A 19,007-nucleotide genomic window follows, 5' to 3' on the forward strand; every position below is an offset into this window, starting at 1 on the left:
TCAATCGTGGGGATGCTATGCAAAAGAACAGGCTGGCGGTATGGTCCAAGCGTGTCGTAATCGGATTGGTGGTGTTGATCGTGCTGGCCATCGCGGCGGCCTGGCTGTTTTTGCGCGGCAGCCTGGCGCAGCTGGAGGGCACGGTGCCGGCGGCGGGACTGGAGGCTGGCGCCAGCGTGGCGCGTGATGCGCATGGCGTGCCGCTGATCAGCGGCGGTAGCCGGCTGGACGTGGCCTACGCCACCGGCTTCGTGCATGCGCAGGAGCGCTACTTCCAGATGGACTTGCTGCGCCGCGTGGCGGCCGGCGAATTGTCCGAACTGTTTGGCGCACGCGCGCTGCCGCTGGATAAATCCCATCGCCTGCACCGCTTCCGCGCCCGCGCCGAGCTGGCGCTGGCGGCCATGCCGGCGGCCGACCGCGCGCTGCTGGACCGCTACGTGGCCGGCGTCAACGCGGGCCTCGACAAGCTGAGTACCAAGCCGTTCGAGTACGCGCTGATCGGCATGCCGCCGCGCGCCTGGTCGACGGCCGATTCGCTGCTGGTGATCTGGGCCATGTACTTCGACCTGCAAGGCGGCCAGGAACCGCGCGAGCTGGCGCGCGGCTGGTTCCGCGACCACGCGACGGACGAACAGCGCGCCTTCCTGGCGCCGGAATCGACGCAGTGGGATGCGCCGCTCGACGCGCAATCGGTGGCGGCCGCGGACATCGCGATCCCCGCCGCGCCGCCCGCGTGGTGGGGCAAGCCCAAGTCGGATGGCAGCGTGTCGCATACCGATCCCAAGGTGGCGTCGGCACAATTCCTCAACACCGTAGGCAGCAACAACTGGGCCGTGGCCGGCACCCGCAGCGACAACGGCGGCGCCATCGTGTCCGACGATATGCACCTCGGCATCCAGCTGCCGGCGATCTGGTATCGCGCGGCCTTGCAGTTCCCCGACGGGAAAGGCGGCCAGCGCCGGGTGGTCGGCGTGACGCTGCCGGGCACGCCGGCGGTGGTGGTTGGCAGTAACGGCCATGTGGCCTGGGGCTTCACCAACAGCTACGGCGACTATCTGGACCTGATCGCGCTCGACACCGACCCGGCCAAGCCCGGCCAGGTGCGCACCCAGGCCGGCTGGGAGACCCCGGTGGTGCATGAGGAAACGATATTAATCAAAGGCGAACCGGCGGCCAAACTGGCAGTGCGCGAAACCAGTCTCGGTCCGATCCGCGAGGTCATGGGCCATGGCTACGCGGTCCACTGGGTCGCGCACACCGCTGCGGCGGTCAACGTCAACGCCAGGAACCTGGAGTTCGCCGACACGCTGGAGCAGGCGCTGGCGATCGCGCCGACGATGGGCATCCCGGCGCAGAATTTTGTCAGCGGCGACGACAAGGGCAATATCGGCTGGACCATCGCCGGTGCGCTGCCGCGCCGCGCGTCGGCCGGCGTGGCCGCGACCTATCCGCTGTCGGCGGACGACCAGGCCGGCGTCTGGACCGGCTGGCTGAAGCCGGAGGAATATCCGAAGGTGGTCAACCCGGCCGGCGGCCAGCTGGCCACCGCCAACAGCCGCCAGCTGGCCAACGCCGGCGCCGAGCTGCTGGGCGACGGCGGCTTCGACCTCGGCGCGCGCACCCACCAGGTACGCGACGACCTGACCGCGCTCGGTCCCAAGACCGATGTGAAAAAAGTCTACGCCATCACACTGGACAACCGTGCCATCTTCATGACCCCCTGGCGGGAACGCGCCATCGCCGCGCTGGACGCCAAGGCCGTCGAAGGCCACGCGCAACGCGCCGAAGCGTTGAAGCTGTTGAAGGACAGCTGGACCGGCAAGGCCAGCGTGGACTCGGTCGGCTACCGCATCACGCGCGCCTACATGTACGCGCTGTACGACATCCTGTTTGAAAGCGCCAACGAGGAAATGGCGAAGATCGATCCCAAGTCCAATATGGCGGCGGTGACGTCGCGCTGGCCGGTGGTGATGGCGCGCGTGCTGGACCAGCAACCGGCCGGCTGGCTGCCGTCGCAGTACGCCAGCTGGCAAGCCTTGCAACTGGCGGCGCTGGACCGTGTGATCGCGGAGCTGACCAAGGAAGGCAAGCCATTGGCCAGCGCCACCTGGGGCCAGCGCAACACGGCGGCCAGCGCGCATCCGTTTGCCGCGGTGGTGCCGGTGCTGGGCAAATACCTGAAGGTGGCGCCGGACATGCTGCCCGGCGACCAGCACATGCCGCGCGTGGCGGGGCCGGTCTTCGGCCAGTCGGAGCGGCTGACGGTGTCGCCGGGCCACGAGGAGCAGGGTATCTTCAACATGCCCGGAGGGCAGAGCGGCCATCCATTGTCGCCATACTTCCTGGATGGCCGCAGCGACTGGCTTAGCGGGCGGGACTCGCCGCTGCTGCCGGGACCTGCCGTGCATACGCTGACGTTTGTGAAGTAAGGCGGCCCAGGCCGAACAGCGGGCGCAGCACGGCGATGCGGCGCACCACCTCGAACAGGCCGAAGCTGATGGTGAAGGTCAGCACGATCAGCACCGCGGCTTCGAAGCCGGGCGCCATCTTCAACGGCTTGAGCCAGTGCGCCATGCCGACGATCAGCGTCTGGTGCAGGATATAGACCGGGAACACGGCCTCGGTCAGGTAGCGGCGCTTGGCGCTGTCGAAGGCCAGGTGGCGGTGGCCGAAGCCGCAGATCGCCAGGATGGGCACCCATTGGCCGAGGCAGACGATCATGCGCAGCAGCGGTTTCAGTTGCGCGATGATGGGAAGGTTAGCCACCGGCTCCGGCATCGCGTTCAGGCACGCCACCACGGCCCAGCTGAACAGCCACAGTCCCAGGCTGGTCCAGCGCAGCGCGTCCACTCGGGCCCAGAAGCCATTTTGCAGCGCCAGCATCACGCCCATCCCGAACAGGAAGAAGTAATGTGCGTGGTTGTACCAGTCGTTGACCAGCGCGTGGGTCTCGGGGAAGTACTCGACCAGCGCATAGCGGGCCACGAACAGCACCAGCACCGGCAGCGCGATGATCTTCCAGCCGGTCAGCTGGCGGCCCAGCGTGGCGGACCACGACCGCAGGCGCTCGGCGCCGGCCAGTGCGGCCACGGCGCCGATCACCATGGTATAGGCCCACAGGTAGACAACGAACCACAGATGGTTCCAGGTCGGCAGGTCGAGGCAGCCGCCTTGCTTGCAGAAGCCGTGGTAGCCGCTGACGTACAGGCGCATGAATTCGCCGTAGCTGCCGGCGTAGTTGAGCTTTTCGATCACTTCAAGATACGATTGTGGCGGCACGATCACCAGCATGCCGAACACCAGCGGCACCAGCAGGCGCCAGCTGCGCTGCTTGAGCAAGGCGCCGACGCGGATCTTCTGCAGCATGAAGGCGGTGGCGACGCCGGAGATCATGAACAGCAGGCCAAGCCGCCACGGTGAGGACAGCATCATCAGCGGTTCGATGGCGTCGCTGGCGTACGGGCTTTTGACGTGCCAGCCCCAGCTCACGTAGTACATGCCGGTGTGGTAGAAGATCAGGACGAAGAACGCGAAGATGCGTATCCAGTCGAGGAAGTACAGGCGGTTGTTCTCGGTAGGGTTCATGGGGCTGGCTCCTGGTTGAATGAAGCCAGTCTAGCGAGAGCCCTCGGCCGGCGTCCAGCGCGCTGGGGCGAGCCGGGATGCCGGTGGGGCGAGCCGGCTTACCGGCTTTGCAGCCGTTCCATGACCTCGGCGCGGTACTGGCGCGAGCAGGGTACGCGCACCCCGCTGCGCAGCACCAGTTCGCCGTCGCCCTTGTCGAGGTGCTGCACGCTGGCGATCCAGTCCAGCTGCACGGCGGCGCGCCGGTGGCAGCGCTGGAAGCCTGGCCCGAGCTTGTCGACCAGGCCGGCCAGGGTCTGGCGCATCAGCGGCTGGCCGTCGGCCGTGTGCAGCACGACGTAGTTGTCGGCCGTTTCTATCCACTGGATATGTTCGATCCGGACGATGCGGGTGCCGCCCCGTTCCGGGATCAGCAGCTGGCTGATGGCGGGCAGCGGATGCGATGGTGCCGGGGCGGGGGCAAGAGTGGATTCGTCGATGAGCGTTGGCGACATGGGTTGGACGGTCAGGGCGGCGCGCTGCTGGGCGAGTCGTTCGCGCACGCGCTGGAGGGCGCGTTGCAGGCGTTGCTGGTCGTAGGGTTTGAGCAGGTAGTCGATGGCGTTGGCGTCGAAGGCGCGGATCGCGTATTCGTCGTAGGCGGTGACGAACACCACCAGCGGCGCCGGTGCCGGCAGCGAGGCGGCGACTTCCAGGCCGGTGATCTCGGGCATCTGGATGTCGAGCAGCAGCAGGTCGGGCGCGAAGCCGGGCAGGCGTTCCAGCGCGTCGACGCCGTCGCGGGCTTCGTCGATGGCGCTGATGTCCGGCTCCAGCTCCAGCAGGCGGCGCATCTTGTCGCGCGCGGGGCGCTCGTCGTCGACGATCAGGACGCGCATGGCAATCGCATTTGTGCCCGCACGCCGGCGGGCGACAGCTGGATCAAGTCGAAGGTGGCGCCGGCGCCGTACAGGGCCGCCAGCCGTTCGCGCAGGTTGCGCACGCCGATGCCGCCGCCCGGCCGCGCGTCGTCGGCGTCGGCGCCGGCCGGCAGCGTGCCGCCGTCATCCTCCAGCCGCAGCAGCATCGCGCCTTGCTCGCGGCTGGCCGAGATGGTGATGGCGGTCGCCTGGCGACGGCGTTCGACGGTGTGCTTGAATATATTTTCGAGCAGCGGCTGCATGCTCATCACCGGCACCTGGCAGCCCAGCAGCGCCTCGTCGATGCGCCAGTCGATGTGCACGCGGTCGGAAAACCGTTCGCTCATCAGCGCCGCGTAGCCGCGCAGCAGGCGCAGCTCCATCTCCAGCGGGACCTGGTGCTGCTCGCTGACGTCGAGCGTGGCGCGCAGCACGTCGGCCAGCTGGATCAGCATCGCGTCGGCGCGCGCCACGTCGCTGTGCATCAGCGAGGAGATGGTGTTGAGGGCGTTGAACAGGAAGTGCGGCTGCATCTGCTGGGTGAGGCGCAGCAGCTGGGCCTCGCGCAGCGAGGCGTTGACGCGCTCCACGCGCAGCTTCTCGTTCTGCATCGCGTGATACGACAGCACGCCGAACATGATGGTGGCGAAGATGCTGAAGAAGACCGTCATCTTCACGTCTTCGTACAGGAATGTTTGCGGCCAGGGCAGGTGGGTGTAGGTTTCGCCGGCCAGCGCGTAGACGCCAAAGCGGATGCCGAAGGCGACCGGCACGAACAGCACCCAGTACACCGGCAGCCACGCCAGCTGGCGCGCGAACCATTGCAGCGGCTGCGCCAGCAAATGGTCGTAGCGGCGCGTGTAGTGGCGCTGGGCCAGCAGCAGCAGGGTGCCGGTCAGCGCGGACGAGGTCTCCCACACAATCGGCTTCCACACGCCGTGGTCGTGGTCGCGCAGGTATTCCTGAACGGCGGTGACGTTCATCAGCAGCCAGAACAAAATCCAGGCGGCTGCGATGGTGGTTTGTGTGCGCTTCGGTAGCATGGCCCAGATGATTGCCGATTCTTATCGATACGTCAACGGCCGATCGACGGGCAGGCGACGGCCATGCTTGGGTTAATTGTCGCGCGCGATTTTCCTGAAGTTCGCCAAGGCGGCGTCATAGGCCTGCGCTGGCGGCACGGCCAGGTCTGGCTGGACGCCGGTGCGTTCCCAGTTTGCCTGGGTGAGCGGGCTGACGGTCCGGCCGACGGCCACAAACGCAATCAGATGGTGCGACACCGGCTGGCCGAACTGTTTGTGCGCGCCGCCTGCGGTCTTGCTGCCGACGATGGTTGCGCGTTTCATTTGTTGTAGGCCATAGGCGAACGATTCGGATGCCGAGACGGTTTCCTCGTCGACGAGGACGTAGACAGGCCGCTTGCTGCCATAGCGCGGTCCGGCCAACGTCGGGGTGGTGATGAAGGAGTCGGTTACCTTGCCTGCACGGTCCAGCTCATCGAGCAGATGCACGGGTTTGTCATCGAAGAGATAGCTGGAAAGCAGCGTCGCCATTTGCGGCATGCCGCCCTGGCTGTTTCGCAGGTCGATGATCATGGCCTGGCTGGCGGCGGCTTGCGACATGACCTTGGCCACCGCCTCCGCGGCAAATCGGTCTACGGGCGCGAAACGGCTCACTTGCAGATAGGCCACCTTGTTTTTGATGTCGAATTTTGCCATGCCGTAGTTATCCGGGCCCGGACGAGGCGCAGGCGGTGCGGCCGGGGTTGCCGGAGATGGTGGCGGCTCGTCGAGCAGGTCAAAGTCCACGTACATCAAGCCGTTGTGCAAGTCAGGCACGACGGCGTCGAGGCTCGCCTGAACTTTGTCCACGAGTTCTTTCTCGCCCAGATTGGCATAGTCGCCGCGCTTGAGGTGGTCGCGCAGGCTGTCGGCCATCAGCTTGCCTTTATCGGCGAACACGTAGCTGTCTTCCAGGCGCTGCGCATATTCCGTAATGACTTTGGTTCGGACCGTATCGTCGAACGCAGCCTCGGACGCGCCACGCGCCGCGCCGGAAGCGATTGCAAATGCCGAGGCGATCAGCGCCGCAAAAAATGGAATTTTTTTCATCGTGGTTTTAGAATTCGGCTTGTTGAAATGGTCATATTAGCATTATTTACATAAGCAATTATGTATTTTTCAAGCCACCCGGTCAGGCTGGGCGTCAGCGGTAGCGCGCTTCCATCAGGTCGATCTCGCGCACCAGCTTGCGCGAGATCTCGTCGGAGATGTGGTCGTGCCGCGCCAGCTCGTAGATGGTGTGCCGTTCCGCTTCCAGCGCCGCCAGCCGCAGTTCCTTCTCGGCGTGGTCGGTCTTGCGCCAGGCCGCGACGTTGGCGGGATCGACTTCGCGCAGCTTGTGCTGGTAGAACGCGATGATGCGCGCCGCCGCCTGCGGGTACACCTCCGGGTCGATGCAGGACTCGGCCTCCATCCGGGCGATCTGGGTCTGCTCGATGGCGACGATGGCGGCCGCGCGCCGCGCCAGGTCTTCCTCCTGCTGCTCCTCCGGCGAGGCCGGGAAGGTCATGCCGGCCAGCAGGCGCGGCAGGCCCAGGCTGGCCGTCAGCAGCGAGATCAGGATCACCGAGCAGGCCAGGAAGATGGTCAGCGCGCGCGCCGGGAAGGGCGCGCCGTCGGGCATGGCCAGCGGCAGCGTCAGCACGCCCGCCAGCGTGATGGCGCCGCGCGCGCCGGCCAGCGTGGTTGCCAGCAGCAGGCGCGGATTGATCTTCATGCGCGGCTCGTTGCGCATCCGCTGCTTGTAGATGGTCAGCCGCAGCGAGGCCCACACCCACAGCATGCGCAGCACCAGCAGGCCGACGTTGATGGCTACCGCATACACGGCCAGCCACCACGGATTCAAATGGCCGCTCTCCTCGATGGTGGCGCTGGCGCCGCGGAAGATGTCCGGCAGCTGCTCGCCCAGCAGCACGAACATGATGCCGTTCAGCGCGAACTGCACCGAGTCCCACACGGCCGAGCGCTGGATGCGGGTGTTGGCCAGCGTGTGGCCGCCGAGCTCCGCGTAGCTCATGGTGATGCCGGCCGCCACCGCCGCCAGGATGCCGGAGGCGTGCAGGCGCTCCGCCACCAGGTAGGCGCCGAACGGCAGCAGCAGGCTGACCAGGATGGGCGAGCCCACCGGTTCGCCGTAGCGGCAGCTGAGCCAGTACTGCATGCGCGTCACCAGCATGGTCACCACGACCCCGGCGCCGATGCCGGCCGCGACCAGCCAGACGAAGGTGAGGGCGGCGGTGCTGACCGAGAATGCGCCGGTCAGCGCGGCCGCCACGGCGAAGCGGAAGCACACCAGGCCGGAGGCGTCGTTCAGCAGCGATTCGCCCTCCAGGATGTGCATCAGGCGCTTGGGGATGGGCGTGGTGGCGGCGATGGCGCTGACCGCGATCGGATCGGTCGGCGAAATGATGGCGGCCAGCGCGAAGGCCACCGGCAGCGGCATGGCGGGGATCAGCCAGTGGATCAGGAAGCCGGCGCCGATGACGGTGAAGATGACCAGCCCCAGCGCCAGCTCAAGTATGGTGCCCTTGTCGCGCAGCAGGCCGCTCTTGGGGATGCGCCAGCCGTCCAGGAACAGCAGCGGCGGCAGGAACACCAGGAAGAACAGGTCCGGCTCCAGGTCGACGCCGCGGGTGGACTTGGCGGCGATCAGCGCGCCCAGCGCGATCTGCACCAGCGGCAGCGGCACCGCGCGCGGCAGGAAGCGGGTCAGATAGGCGCTGGCCACCACCGCCAGCAGCATCACCAGCACGACTTCGATCGAATCCATCCCCATTCCTTTAACATTGCGAAATGTTTGCCAGCTTACACTATCGATGATTTTGTAAAAAGTTGAAGCGGAGCACTAGTAAAACGGACATCTTTCTGTCATAATTTCGTCTTCTGCGGGAGTAGCTCAGTTGGTAGAGCGCAACCTTGCCAAGGTTGAGGTCGAGAGTTCGAGACTCTTCTCCCGCTCCAGAATTCGGTAGCACATTAAAAGGAAGCCTGAGGGCTTCCTTTTTTTACGTCCGTATCTGGTCCACAGTGCCGGCAAACGTTGTATCTCGTGCTGCAAAACAATATCTGCGTGGGCAAAGTGTGACGCTGGGAGTCGCAGCCGTTATACTTGCTACGGAGCTACCACCGACGGAGACGAAATCTATGAAATCAGTTCAACAGGAAGTTGATGAGCGCAGTAACCTGACCAACTCCAATAAATTCGAACTGCTACTGTTCCGCCTTGGCGCCGACGCCAACGGTGAACATTCCGAGTTGTTCGGTATTAACGTCTTCAAAATCCGCGAAATTGTCGCGATGCCGGAAGTGACCGCAGTGGCCGGATCCCCGCCACATATGCTGGGCGTCGTCAATCTGCGCGGACAAATCATCACGGTGCTGGATTTGCCAGGCATCGTCGGTGTGACCCCCAAAACTGGTCTGAATATCATGTTGGTGACGGAATTCGCCCGCACCACCCAAGCGTTTGCCGTGGAATCGGTGGATGAAATCGTGCGCCTCGACTGGAGCCAGGTGCTGACCGCCGAAGGCACGGCCGGCGGCAAGGTCACCAGTATCGCGCGCGTCGACGGCGACGTGCAGAACACCCGCCTGGCGCAGGTGCTGGACGTGGAAACCATCCTGCGCGAGCTGGTGCCGCCCGAAGGCAAGGACGTCGATCCGGAAACCATCGGCCCGAAAGTCATGCTCAAGCCGGGCGCGGTGATCCTGGCGGCGGATGATTCCGTGGTCGCCCGCAACCTGATCGAGAAGGGCCTGGAAGCGATGGGGGTGCACTTCATCATGACCAAGTCCGGCAAGGAAGCGTGGGATCGCCTGCAGCACATTGCCGACGGCGCCAAAGCCGAAGGCGTGCCGATCACCGACCGCGTGGCCATGGTGCTGACCGACCTGGAGATGCCGGAGATGGACGGCTTCACGCTGACCCGCCTGATCAAGCAGGATGCGCGCTTCTCCAAGATTCCGGTCGTGATCCACTCCTCGTTGTCGGGCAAGACCAACGAAGACCACGTCAAGGGCGTGGGCGCGGACGCGTACGTGGCCAAGTTCTCCGCCGAGGACCTGGCGGGCACCATCCGCACCGTGCTGGGCAAAGCTGCGGCGTAAGCACGCCGGCGCGAACAAGGGTACTATCGAAGGGCCGTGACGGCGACGTCACGGCCCTTTTTTTGTTTTTCATTTCTCGAAAGGACATACCGTGGCAGCTAAGAAAATACTGTTTCTGACCGGCGACTTTGCAGAGGACTACGAAACGATGGTGCCATTCCAGGCGCTGCAGATGGTGGGGCATACGGTGCACGCGGTGTGCCCGGACAAGCGGGCCGGCGACACCATCAAAACTGCCATCCACGACTTCGAAGGCGACCAGACCTACACCGAGAAACCGGGCCACCTGTTCGCCCTCAACGCCAATTTCGCCGATGTCGACGTGGCCAAATACGATGGCTTGATGATCGCCGGCGGCCGCGCGCCGGAATACCTGCGGCTCAATCCGCGCGTGATCGAGATCGTGCAGCAGTTCGCCGCCGCGAACAAGCCGATCGCCGCCGTTTGCCACGGCGCGCAACTGCTGGCGGCGGCCGACGTCATCCGCGGCAAGACCATCTCGGCCTATCCGGCCTGCTCGCCGGAAGTCCGGCTGGCCGGCGCCAGCTACGCCGACATTCCGGTGGACCAGGCTGTCACCGACGGCAACTTCGTCACCGCGCCGGCCTGGCCGGCGCACCCGGCGTGGCTGGGGCAGTTCCTGCAACGGCTGGGCACGGAAATCAAGCTATAACCTCGTCATTCCGCAGCGGCGGTCCCTACAGCGCCGCCAGGCAGCGCGCATGGAAGCGGATGTGGTCTTCCATGAAGCTGGCGATGAAGTAGTAGCCGTGGTCGTAACGCGCATGCCGCCGCAGTTCCAGCGGCTGCGCGGCGGTGCGGCAGGCCGCCTCGAACACTTCCGGATACAGCTGCTCCTTGAGGAACTTGTCGCCCAGGCCCTGGTCTATCAGGATGCCGGCCGGGAAGGGCGTGTGCAAGCGCGCCATCAGCAGGCTGGCGTCGTGCTGTTCCCATGCGCCGGGGTTGTCGCCGAGGTAGCCGCTGAAGGCCTTCTTACCCCAGGGGCACATCGACGGCGCGGCGATCGGCGCGAAGGCGGAGACGGAACGGAACAGGTCCGGCCGTTTTAACGCGATCGTCAACGCGCCGTGGCCGCCCATCGAGTGGCCGAAGATGCCGATGCGTTCGGCGTCCACAGGCAGTTCCCGCACCACCAGTTCGCGCAGCTCGTGGATGTAGCTGTACATGCGGTAGTGCGTGGTCCATGGTTCTTGCGTGGCGTCGAGGTAGAAGCCGGCGCCGACGCCGAAATCCCAGTTGTCCGTCTCGCCATCGACGCCGGCGCCGCGCGGGCTGGTGTCCGGCGCGATCAGGATCAGGCCCGCTTCGGCCGCGGCGCGCTGGGCCCCGGCCTTGATCATGAAAGTCTCTTCGTTGCAGGTCAGTCCGGCCAGGTAGAACAGCGCGGGCACGCGGCCTTCGGCGGCCTTGACTGGAATGAAAACGGCGAAGCGCATCGGCAGGCCGATCTCGCGCGAGGCGTGTTGGTAGAAGCGCTGCACGCCGCCAAAACAGGCGTGTTCGCTGATCAGTTCAAGCATGGTGATCCTTTATGTTTCTTAGCGCACAGTCAAAACGCGAACAATTGTACAGAATTGTACAAGTATCTTTTAAAAGGAGAAGTACATGCCGGATATTCAGGTCTTTATGGCCGAACTGGGCTGGCCACTGGCGATTGCGCTGGCCTGGCTGTCAGGAGAGTTCATCCACCGCTGGACCCGCTTGCCGCGCATCAGCGTCTACGGCCTGGTCGGCTTCCTGATGGCGCAGGCCTTTCCGGCCGCGCTGAGCAGCGGCGCATCGAGCACGGTGACCTTGCTGGCCAACCTGGCTTTCGGACTGATACTGTTTGAATTCGGTTATCGCATCAATCTGCACTGGCTGCGCATCAATCCCTGGATCGCGGTCAGCGGGCTGGCCGAATCGGCCGCCACCTTCGGCGTGGTCTATCTGATTTCACACCTGACCGGCATGCCGCCGCTGACCTCGTTGTTACTGGCGTCGCTGGCCATGTCGACCTCGCCGGCCGGCGTGCTGCGCGTGATCAACGAGGAGGACAGCTCGGGGCAGGTGACCGAGCGCGTGCTGCACCTGGTGGCCATCAACTGCGTGCTGGCCGTGTTCGTGTTCAAGGTGGTGGTCGGCTTCTGGGTGTTCCAGACTTCCGGCAGCCTGACGCAGGCGGTGTCGCATAGCCTGATCGAACTGCTGATGTCGGCCGTGATGGGCGCGGCGATGGGCTTTGTGGTGCCGGCCGTGCTGCGTCGCCTGGGCGCGATGGCGCAGGACGGCACCATCGCCTTCGCCATGGGCGTGGTGCTGCTGGTGGCGCTGGCGCACGCGTTCGACGTCTCGCCGGTGCTGGCCACGCTGACCTTCGGCCTGGCCGCGCGCCACAGCCGGGTGGCCTTCAGCCGCACCGAGCGCAACTTCGGCGGCATCGGCGAACTGCTGACGGTGCTGCTGTTCGTGTTCGCCGTCTCCACGCTGGAGTGGGAGCGCGTGGTGGCCGGCGCCGGCCTGGGCGTGGTGCTGCTGCTGGTGCGCTTCTTCGTCAAGGCGGTCGCCGTGGCGGCGTTTGCGCATGTCGGCGGCATCTCGTGGCGCAAGGGCCTGCTGACCGGGATCGCGCTGTCGCCGATGTCGGTATTTGTCACGCTGCTGCTGGAGCAGACCCGCTACATGGGCATCGTGCTGGTCGACGAACTGGCCGCGCTGGCGGCGATGACGCTGTTGCTGGAAGTGGTAGGCCCCATCATCACGCAGCGCGCGCTGATCTGGGCGAATGAAACCGCCGCTAAAGAGGAGCATTGACATGCCATTGGAACCCTTCAAATCATCGCAGCCGCTCACCATGGGCGTGGAGCTGGAGCTGCAACTGGTCAGCCTGTCGGACTTCGACCTGACCGCGTCGAGCCCGGACTTGCTGCACCTGCTGAGCCGCAAGCCGTTTCCCGGCAACGTCACGCCGGAAATCACCGAGAGCATGATCGAGATTAACAGCGACGTGCACACGCATCACAGCGAGCTGGTGGCGCAGCTGCAGGTGATCCGCGATACGCTGGTGCAGGCCGGCGAGCAGCTCAACATCGGCATCTGCGGCGGCGGCACGCATCCGTTCCAGAAATGGTCGGACCGCAGGATCTTTGCCAAGCCGCGCTTCAAGGAAGTGTCGGAGCTGTACGGTTATCTGGCTAAACAGTTTACGATTTTTGGCCAGCACGTGCACATCGGCTGCGCCTCGGGCGACGATGCGCTGTTCCTGCTGCATTCGCTGAGCCGCTACGTGCCGCACTTCATCGCGCTGTCGTCGTCGTCGCCCTACGTGCAGGGCAACGACACGCTGTTCAACTCGGCGCGGCTGAACTCCGTGTTCGCCTTCCCGATGAGCGGGCGGGCGCCGTTCACGCAAAGCTGGTCGACCTTCGAGCACGAGTACTTCGCCAAGATGGAGCACACCGGCGTCATCAAGAGCATGAAGGACTTTTACTGGGATATCCGGCCCAAGCCGGAGTACGGCACCATCGAGCTGCGCGTGTGCGACACGCCGCTGACGGTGGAGCGGGCGGCGGCGCTGGCCGTGTATCTGCAGGCGCTGTGCCGCTACCTGCTGGAGCGGCGCGAGGCGGCGCCGGTGGAGGACGATTACCTGGTCTACAACTACAACCGCTTCCAGGCCTGCCGTTTCGGCCTGGACGGCACGCTGGTGCATCCGAAGACCTACGAGAGCCTGTCGCTGCGCGAGGACATCCTGACCACGCTGCGCAAGATGGAGCCGCACGGCGCGGCGCTGGGCGGCACGGCGGGCCTGCAGCATCTGGTGCAGGTCACGCACGAGGGCAGCGACGCCCACTATCTGCGCCAGCAGTTCGAGCGCAGCGGCAGCGCCGAGGGCATGGTCGACGCGGCGATCCAGCGCTTCCGGGGCGCATGATTATCTGGCGGTGATCGCCTTGTTCAGGCGGTTGATGACGTCGTCCGGCACGCCCTTGCTGCACATGATGTGGCGTTCCAGCCCTTGCGGCATGTCGTGGAAGTGCAGCAGGCGCAGGTTGCCGGTCTCGGCCGCGGAATGGTTGGTCATGATGTAGTTGCCTTCGACTGCGGAGACGAACATCATGTCCGCCGCGCCCTTGCTGATCGACTGCGCCATCTTGCCGGTGGTCGCCGTGGAAATGGCCAGCGTGGCCTTGCGCGGCGCCAGCAGCTTGTCCAGCTCGCGGCCGTAGGAGTAATTGTCCTTGACCAGGATGCGTAGTTCCGGCCGTTGCAGCAGCTGGTGCAGCGAGCTGTCGCCGTGCGCGGCCACGGCGGCGCTGGTCAGCACCCTCCAATCATTGTCGCGGTAGATCGGTTTGGTGAATTTGGCAAAGCCTTCCCGCTCGGCGGTCCGGAACCAGCCGATCGCGCAGTTCAGCGAGTTGGCGTCGTGGATCATCAGCAGTTGGCGGTTGGTCGGCAGGTTTTGCCAGACCACGGGAATGCCGGCGGCCTGGAAGGCCTTGACGGTGGGCGTGCCGGTCAGGCCTCCTGGCATCCCTCCCGGCATGGCTACCATGTAGGGCGGGCGTTCGTTGTAGGCGATATTGATGGCGTTGTCGGCGGCGCAGGGTAGTATCAGGCAGCTGACGGCGATCATGGTGGCGCTACGCAGGCACGTCATGGGAGGCCTCATCGGGTGTATTCCGTGAGTTTACACCCGGCAAGCAGTCTCGGCCAATTTTTTCGCGGCGCCGCTAGAAGCGCGTTTCACGCGCCACGCGCAGGAAATTGTCGAGGATGGCGGTGCAGTCGAGCAGTTCGACGCCGCCGGCCTGGTGGAATTCCGGGTGCCATTGCAGGCCCATGACGAAGGGCGCCTTGCGGTAGCGGATCGCTTCCACCATATTGTCCGGCACCGACAGCGCCTCCACCGCCATGTCGCGGCCCAGCGTCTTGACGGCCTGGTGGTGGATGGAGTTGACCAGGCCGGCGCTCCTGCCCTTGAACAGCTTGGCCAGCGAGGAATTGGCCGGGAAGCTGACCTGGTGGCGGTTGCGGTCGTAGTCCTCGTTGACGTGGGCCAGCGAGTCGGGCACGTCGGAGGCGATGTCCTGGTACAGCGTGCCGCCGAAGGCCACGTTGATCAGCTGGCAGCCGCGGCAGATGCCCAGCACCGGCTTGCCCGCCTCGACGAATTCATGCAGCAGCTCCAGCTCGTACATGTCGCGCGCGCGGTCGCCGCTCCATTCGGGGCGGGTCGGCGTTTCCGAATAGCTTTGCGGCGAGACGTCGGCGCCGCCCTGCAGCACCAGGCCGTCCAGGTGCTTGGCGTAGTCGCGCAGGCGGATGTTGGACGGGTGCAGCAGGCCGTCGGTGTTGACGGTCGGGATCATGAACACCAGCACGTCGCGCGACATCACCCATTGCGCGATGGACTCTTCCAGGTATTGCAGGTTCTTGCTGCGCAGGCCGGTGGCGCCGGGCTCCGGATGGAAGATGCGGGCCGAGACGCCGATATGCAGCGGCCGCTGGATGATGTGGCGCGTGACGGCGGCGGCCACGCGCCGGTAGCGCGCCATCAGCACACGGCCCCACAGGCTGAAGATGGTGTCGCCGGGATCCAGGTAGCTCGGCGTGCCGATGTCCGGCCGCGCGCGCCGGTCGCGATCGCCGCTGCGCCGACGCCGCGTTGGCTGTGCCTGGTCCTTGTCGTCCGCTCCCGCGCTCATGCCGTCCTCGTGCACTGTCTACAGGATAGCAGTGTGCCACATGCCGGCGCCATCAGTCGCCCGCTAGGACGCGGGGTTGAGCTCGTGCACCAGGGCGTCGGCGAAGGCGGTCACCAGCGGCTCGGCCTCGCGGCGGCTGGCCAGGCCGACCTTGGTGACCAGGCCGCCGCGCGACAGCGGAATGAAGCGCACGCCGGCCGGCGCCATCAGCCGCATGCACTCCGGCACGATGGCGATGCCGAGGTTGGCTTCGATCAGGCTCAGTTGCGACGACTTGCGCGACAGCACCCGCGCCGGCGTCGGGAAGAAGCCCTGGTCCAGGCACAGGTTGGCCACCAGGTAGCTCAGGCCGCCCCGGTCCTTGTGCGGGATGGAGATGAACGGCTCCTTGCTCAGGCTGGGCAGTTCGATGTTGTCCAGCGCCGCCAGCGGCGAGTGCTGCGACACCGCCACCATCAGCCGCTCGGTGGTCAGCTCGCGCACCTGGATGTGCGGATACTTGCGCAAGGTCGGCATGCGGATCAGGCCGATGTCGGCGCGGCCTTCCTCGATGTCCATGGTCTGGTCTTCCGACGGCGCCATCGAGATCTCCAATGTCGCGCCGGGGAACTGCACCAGCAGCCGGCTCAGGGCGGCCGTCATCGCTGGCGTCAGGATCACCGAACTGGAGTGCTGCAAACGGATCAGGCCTTGCGCGCCCAGGCCTACTTGCCGGGCCTGGACGACGGTGTGGTCGATGTCTTCAAGGATGCGTTTGCTGCGTTCGAAGAACAGCCGCCCGGCCGGCGTCAGCAGGATGTGGCGCGAGTCGCGCGTGAGCAGCTGGGTCTGGAGTTCGTCCTCCAGCTCCTTGATCTGCCGGCTCAGCGCCGATTGCGCGACGTACAGTTTTTCCGCCGCGCGCGAGTAGCTGCCGGCCTCCACGATCTCGACAAAATATTTAAACTGTTTAAGGGAAATCACCGCTATGCCGTTTCGAGATAGTTGTACGCCGTATTTGATATTGGATTGATCAACGGTGCGCCGTTACAGTGAAGCGTCTCTTCACCATCTACGGGGAACCGCCATGTTGGAACTCATCGGAATAATCGGCGTGGTCGTGAGTATTGCATTGAAACTAATATTCGTCCAGATCGGCGGGACGAGCGGTGTGGGAGATAAAGAGGATTGATCGGTCGATGTGGCGTTGTCCTGCTGGATGGGGCCGGCCTTCGCATATACGCTGGTGTCGTTCTGTTTCGCCGGCTGCCAGTATCTGGCTCAACTTTAGCGAGGTGCTGAAATAGCCCCCTGATTCACCGGACACAGCCTATGCGCTATTCTTACGGATAGGAATAGGACTGTGCATATGACTAGGAACAAGCAAACAATCGAGGTTGTAACGATTAGCCAGGAGCGCCGCAGGCGCTGGTCAGCCGATGAGAAGGCGGCGCTGGTGCGCGAGACATACGAGCCAGGCATGACCGTCTCGCTGGTCGCCCGCAAGCACGGCGTCGGCGCCAGCCAGCTGTTCAACTGGCGCAAGCTGGAGCGCGAAGGCGCGCTCACAGCGGTCTCTGCAGGTGAATCGGTGGTGCCGGCAAGCGAGCTGGCTGCGGCCCGCGCCCAGATCGCCCAGCTGCAACGGATGCTGGGTAAGAAGACGATGGAAGCGGAGATCCTGAAGGAGGCAGTCGAGTTCGCTCGCGAAAAAAAGTGGATTGCGCGCTCGCCCTTGTTAGACAAGGACGGCCAGTAAAGGCGGTCTGTTCGGCACTGGGCGTGGCGCGCTCGAATGTATGCACCAGGGCGGCGCGCCCGACCGACTGGGTTGACGGCCGTACCGTGCAGACGTTCCACCAGCCTGCCGACGCCATCTTGGTCGACGCGGTGCGCGCCGAAATCACGGCACTGCCGACTTACGGCTATCGCAGGGCGGGTGCCTTGGTGAATCGAACACGTGCTTTGATGGGCCTGCAGTCGATCAACCACAAGCGATTTTATCGGGTAATGAAGGAGCACCGCCTGTTGCTGCCGAAGGCGCCTAAACGCCGCGTCAGCAACCGCGTTCACGACGGCGTCGTGGCCGTGGCCGAGCCGAATCAGCGCTGGTGTTCGGACGGATTCGAGATCGCTTGCGACAATGGAGAGGTGGTCACAGGTGTGTTCATGAAGGACTGCTGTGATCGCGAAATCATTGCGTGGCGTGCCTGGGCTGAACGTGGCTTGCCTGGCGAGCCAGTACGCGACATGTTGGTGGAAGCGGTCGAGGCTCGGTTTGGCCAGGCCAGCATCGGCTCTGCGAAGCTGGAATTCTTGAGCGACAATGGCGGCGCCTACCGGGCCCATGAAACGCATGCTCTGGTGCGCGCATTGGGCTTGGAGCCGATTCATACACCAGTGTGCAGCCCGCAGTCGAACGGGATCGCCGAGAGCTTCGTGAACACGTTTAAACGGGACTACGTCAGCCTGATGGACCGCAGCAATGCCAAAGTCGTTCTCGCTCAACTGCCAGACGCTTTTTTGCATTTCAATGAGGTTCATCCGCACTCGTCGTTGAAGTTGAAATCGCCTCGCTTGTTCAGGAGGGAGCTGGCGCGCCGGGCTCAGGAAAGCGGCGCTAACTAAGCGATAAGCTGTGTCCGGTTATACGGGGGCAAGATCAGTGCTATGATTTGGACTTTCGACCAGTTTGAGTGAGTGCGCCTGCGAAAAAGACCGAGAGCTTGGTCAAGACCACGGAGTACAAGGCCTGGAGCCGCATTATGCGAGTAGTGCCCACACCGAAGTCAAAAAACTATATCCTTGAGTTGGACATTTTCCAGCCCATGCGGGAGTTCCGGAATTGAGAATGTGCGGCCAAATCGAACGGCGTCAAGTTTTCGCGGCGAGGCGGTTTCGGCATTGAGAAACGAAATGGAGAAAGAATGAAACCGGGCAAGGAACTCATCAAGTCTGCGGTGAAGAGCAAGAATTCAGCCGACCTAGCGGCGAGGCTCGGTGAGGTGGCTCTGGATTCGCTGCTTACTCCAGGGTTACTACGCGAGATCCCCGTGATAGGGACCGCTATTGGCCTCTTCAAGGCGGGTAACGACGTCGCCGCCTACTTCTTCGCAAGGAAAATTTCTTTGTTTCTGAACGAGGTCGAGTCGATTTCAGCCGAAGAGCGTCAGGCGTTTTTCGAAGAGAAATGCGGAGAGAAGAACGCTGACGAGATCGGCGAGGTGACATTGCTGCTGCTTGATAAGGCGGACAACCTGGTTTTGGCGAAGTACCTCGGAAGGGCTTTCGCGCTGATGGTCAAAAGCCAGATATCTCGCCAGGCATTCGATATCTACGCTTTCACTATCCGGGACCTGAATCCCTATTTGATAGGACAACTTACGCAGATATATGCATACGAAATCGGGAGCGCGTTCGACGTCCCCGCAGCTGTCCAGCTTTCGAACTACGGACTTATGGACATCACTTTCAGTAATGCGATTACGAATGGGCAGACCATGCAACGGGTGTGCAAGACAACAGCTCATGGGAAGCAGTTCTTCGAATACATCATCGGCCCGGACGTAGTCCGATAACACTTGCAGCATACGGTACCGCACGCTTACCGAGCGCAGCGCGACTTCTCGAATCCTTGCTTAGTCCGGCCTTCTCGGGGC

Annotated in this window: 16 protein-coding genes and 1 tRNA gene; 8 read left to right on the forward strand and 9 right to left on the reverse strand. The window is 64.2% G+C overall.

Annotated features, from left to right (window positions below; genetic code table 11):
- Nucleotides 1–17: 17 nt before the first annotated feature.
- On the forward strand, nucleotides 18–2,432 hold the full coding sequence (locus ACEN9O_RS20455; protein ID WP_495613650.1) for a penicillin acylase family protein: 2,415 nt from the start codon (nucleotides 18–20) through the stop codon (nucleotides 2,430–2,432).
- On the opposite strand, the gene ACEN9O_RS20460 is transcribed toward ACEN9O_RS20455, so the two are convergent.
- From ACEN9O_RS20460 to ACEN9O_RS20480, 5 genes are all read right to left on the reverse strand, one after another.
- Nucleotides 2,368–3,588 (reverse strand): acyltransferase family protein, encoded by a 1,221-nt coding sequence (locus ACEN9O_RS20460; RefSeq protein ID WP_495613651.1) that lies wholly within the window; start codon nucleotides 3,586–3,588, stop codon nucleotides 2,368–2,370. The two genes, ACEN9O_RS20455 and ACEN9O_RS20460, sit on opposite strands and share 65 nt — an antisense overlap.
- A 98-nt stretch (nucleotides 3,589–3,686) precedes the next feature.
- A complete protein-coding gene (locus ACEN9O_RS20465; RefSeq protein ID WP_495613652.1) occupies nucleotides 3,687–4,466 on the reverse strand; it encodes a LytR/AlgR family response regulator transcription factor in 780 nt (259 codons plus the stop codon).
- Nucleotides 4,454–5,530: a sensor histidine kinase gene (locus ACEN9O_RS20470; protein ID WP_495613653.1), complete on the reverse strand. Its 1,077-nt coding sequence runs from the start codon at nucleotides 5,528–5,530 to the stop codon at nucleotides 4,454–4,456. The genes ACEN9O_RS20465 and ACEN9O_RS20470 overlap by 13 nt, the downstream gene beginning before the upstream one ends.
- Before the next feature lie 72 nt (nucleotides 5,531–5,602).
- Nucleotides 5,603–6,598 (reverse strand): S41 family peptidase, encoded by a 996-nt coding sequence (locus ACEN9O_RS20475; RefSeq protein WP_495613654.1) that lies wholly within the window; start codon nucleotides 6,596–6,598, stop codon nucleotides 5,603–5,605.
- A 94-nt stretch (nucleotides 6,599–6,692) separates the two neighbouring features.
- The gene (locus tag ACEN9O_RS20480; RefSeq protein WP_495613655.1) at nucleotides 6,693–8,318 is read right to left on the reverse strand and encodes a Na+/H+ antiporter; all 1,626 of its coding nucleotides are present in this window, start codon (nucleotides 8,316–8,318) and stop codon (nucleotides 6,693–6,695) included.
- Nucleotides 8,319–8,433: 115 nt separating this feature from the next.
- Between ACEN9O_RS20480 and ACEN9O_RS20485 the strand changes: the two genes are divergently transcribed.
- From ACEN9O_RS20485 to ACEN9O_RS20495, 3 genes are all read left to right on the forward strand, one after another.
- A tRNA-Gly gene (locus ACEN9O_RS20485) sits at nucleotides 8,434–8,509 on the forward strand.
- 183 nt (nucleotides 8,510–8,692) lie between these two features.
- A complete protein-coding gene (locus ACEN9O_RS20490; protein WP_495613656.1) occupies nucleotides 8,693–9,655 on the forward strand; it encodes a chemotaxis protein in 963 nt (320 codons plus the stop codon).
- Between the two features lie 91 nt (nucleotides 9,656–9,746).
- Nucleotides 9,747–10,328 carry a DJ-1/PfpI family protein gene (locus tag ACEN9O_RS20495; protein WP_495613657.1) on the forward strand — a complete coding sequence of 194 codons (582 nt, stop codon included), beginning with the start codon at nucleotides 9,747–9,749 and terminating at the stop codon, nucleotides 10,326–10,328.
- A 25-nt stretch (nucleotides 10,329–10,353) separates the two neighbouring features.
- On the opposite strand, the gene fghA is transcribed toward ACEN9O_RS20495, so the two are convergent.
- Nucleotides 10,354–11,199, reverse strand: coding sequence for an S-formylglutathione hydrolase (gene fghA, locus ACEN9O_RS20500; protein ID WP_495613658.1), 846 nt, complete (start codon nucleotides 11,197–11,199; stop codon nucleotides 10,354–10,356).
- Between the two features lie 85 nt (nucleotides 11,200–11,284).
- Here fghA and ACEN9O_RS20505 point away from each other — a divergent pair, with 85 nt between their 5' ends.
- Nucleotides 11,285–12,472, forward strand: a complete 1,188-nt coding sequence (locus ACEN9O_RS20505) for a cation:proton antiporter (RefSeq protein WP_495613659.1) — start codon at nucleotides 11,285–11,287, stop codon at nucleotides 12,470–12,472.
- A 1-nt stretch (nucleotide 12,473) separates the two neighbouring features.
- A complete protein-coding gene (locus ACEN9O_RS20510) occupies nucleotides 12,474–13,592 on the forward strand; it encodes a YbdK family carboxylate-amine ligase (protein ID WP_495613660.1) in 1,119 nt (372 codons plus the stop codon).
- On the opposite strand, the gene ACEN9O_RS20515 is transcribed toward ACEN9O_RS20510, so the two are convergent.
- From ACEN9O_RS20515 to ACEN9O_RS20525, 3 genes are all read right to left on the reverse strand, one after another.
- Nucleotides 13,593–14,321, reverse strand: a complete 729-nt coding sequence (locus ACEN9O_RS20515; protein WP_495613661.1) for a substrate-binding periplasmic protein — start codon at nucleotides 14,319–14,321, stop codon at nucleotides 13,593–13,595.
- Between the two features lie 73 nt (nucleotides 14,322–14,394).
- A complete protein-coding gene (locus tag ACEN9O_RS20520) occupies nucleotides 14,395–15,369 on the reverse strand; it encodes a gamma-glutamyl-gamma-aminobutyrate hydrolase family protein (RefSeq protein WP_495613662.1) in 975 nt (324 codons plus the stop codon).
- Between the two features lie 63 nt (nucleotides 15,370–15,432).
- On the reverse strand, nucleotides 15,433–16,332 hold the full coding sequence (locus ACEN9O_RS20525; protein WP_495613663.1) for a LysR family transcriptional regulator: 900 nt from the start codon (nucleotides 16,330–16,332) through the stop codon (nucleotides 15,433–15,435).
- A 385-nt stretch (nucleotides 16,333–16,717) separates the two neighbouring features.
- Between ACEN9O_RS20525 and ACEN9O_RS20530 the strand changes: the two genes are divergently transcribed.
- Nucleotides 16,718–17,976 (forward strand): IS3 family transposase gene (locus ACEN9O_RS20530; RefSeq protein ID WP_495613664.1). Its coding sequence is split into 2 segments (ribosomal slippage): nucleotides 16,718–17,066 and nucleotides 17,066–17,976, totalling 1,260 coding nucleotides; the frame shifts between segments, so codons are not numbered across the junction.
- 299 nt (nucleotides 17,977–18,275) lie between these two features.
- On the forward strand, nucleotides 18,276–18,926 hold the full coding sequence (locus ACEN9O_RS20535) for a hypothetical protein (protein WP_495613665.1): 651 nt from the start codon (nucleotides 18,276–18,278) through the stop codon (nucleotides 18,924–18,926).
- Nucleotides 18,927–19,007 lie beyond the last annotated feature (81 nt).

The organism is Duganella sp. Dugasp78, from assembly GCF_059491455.1.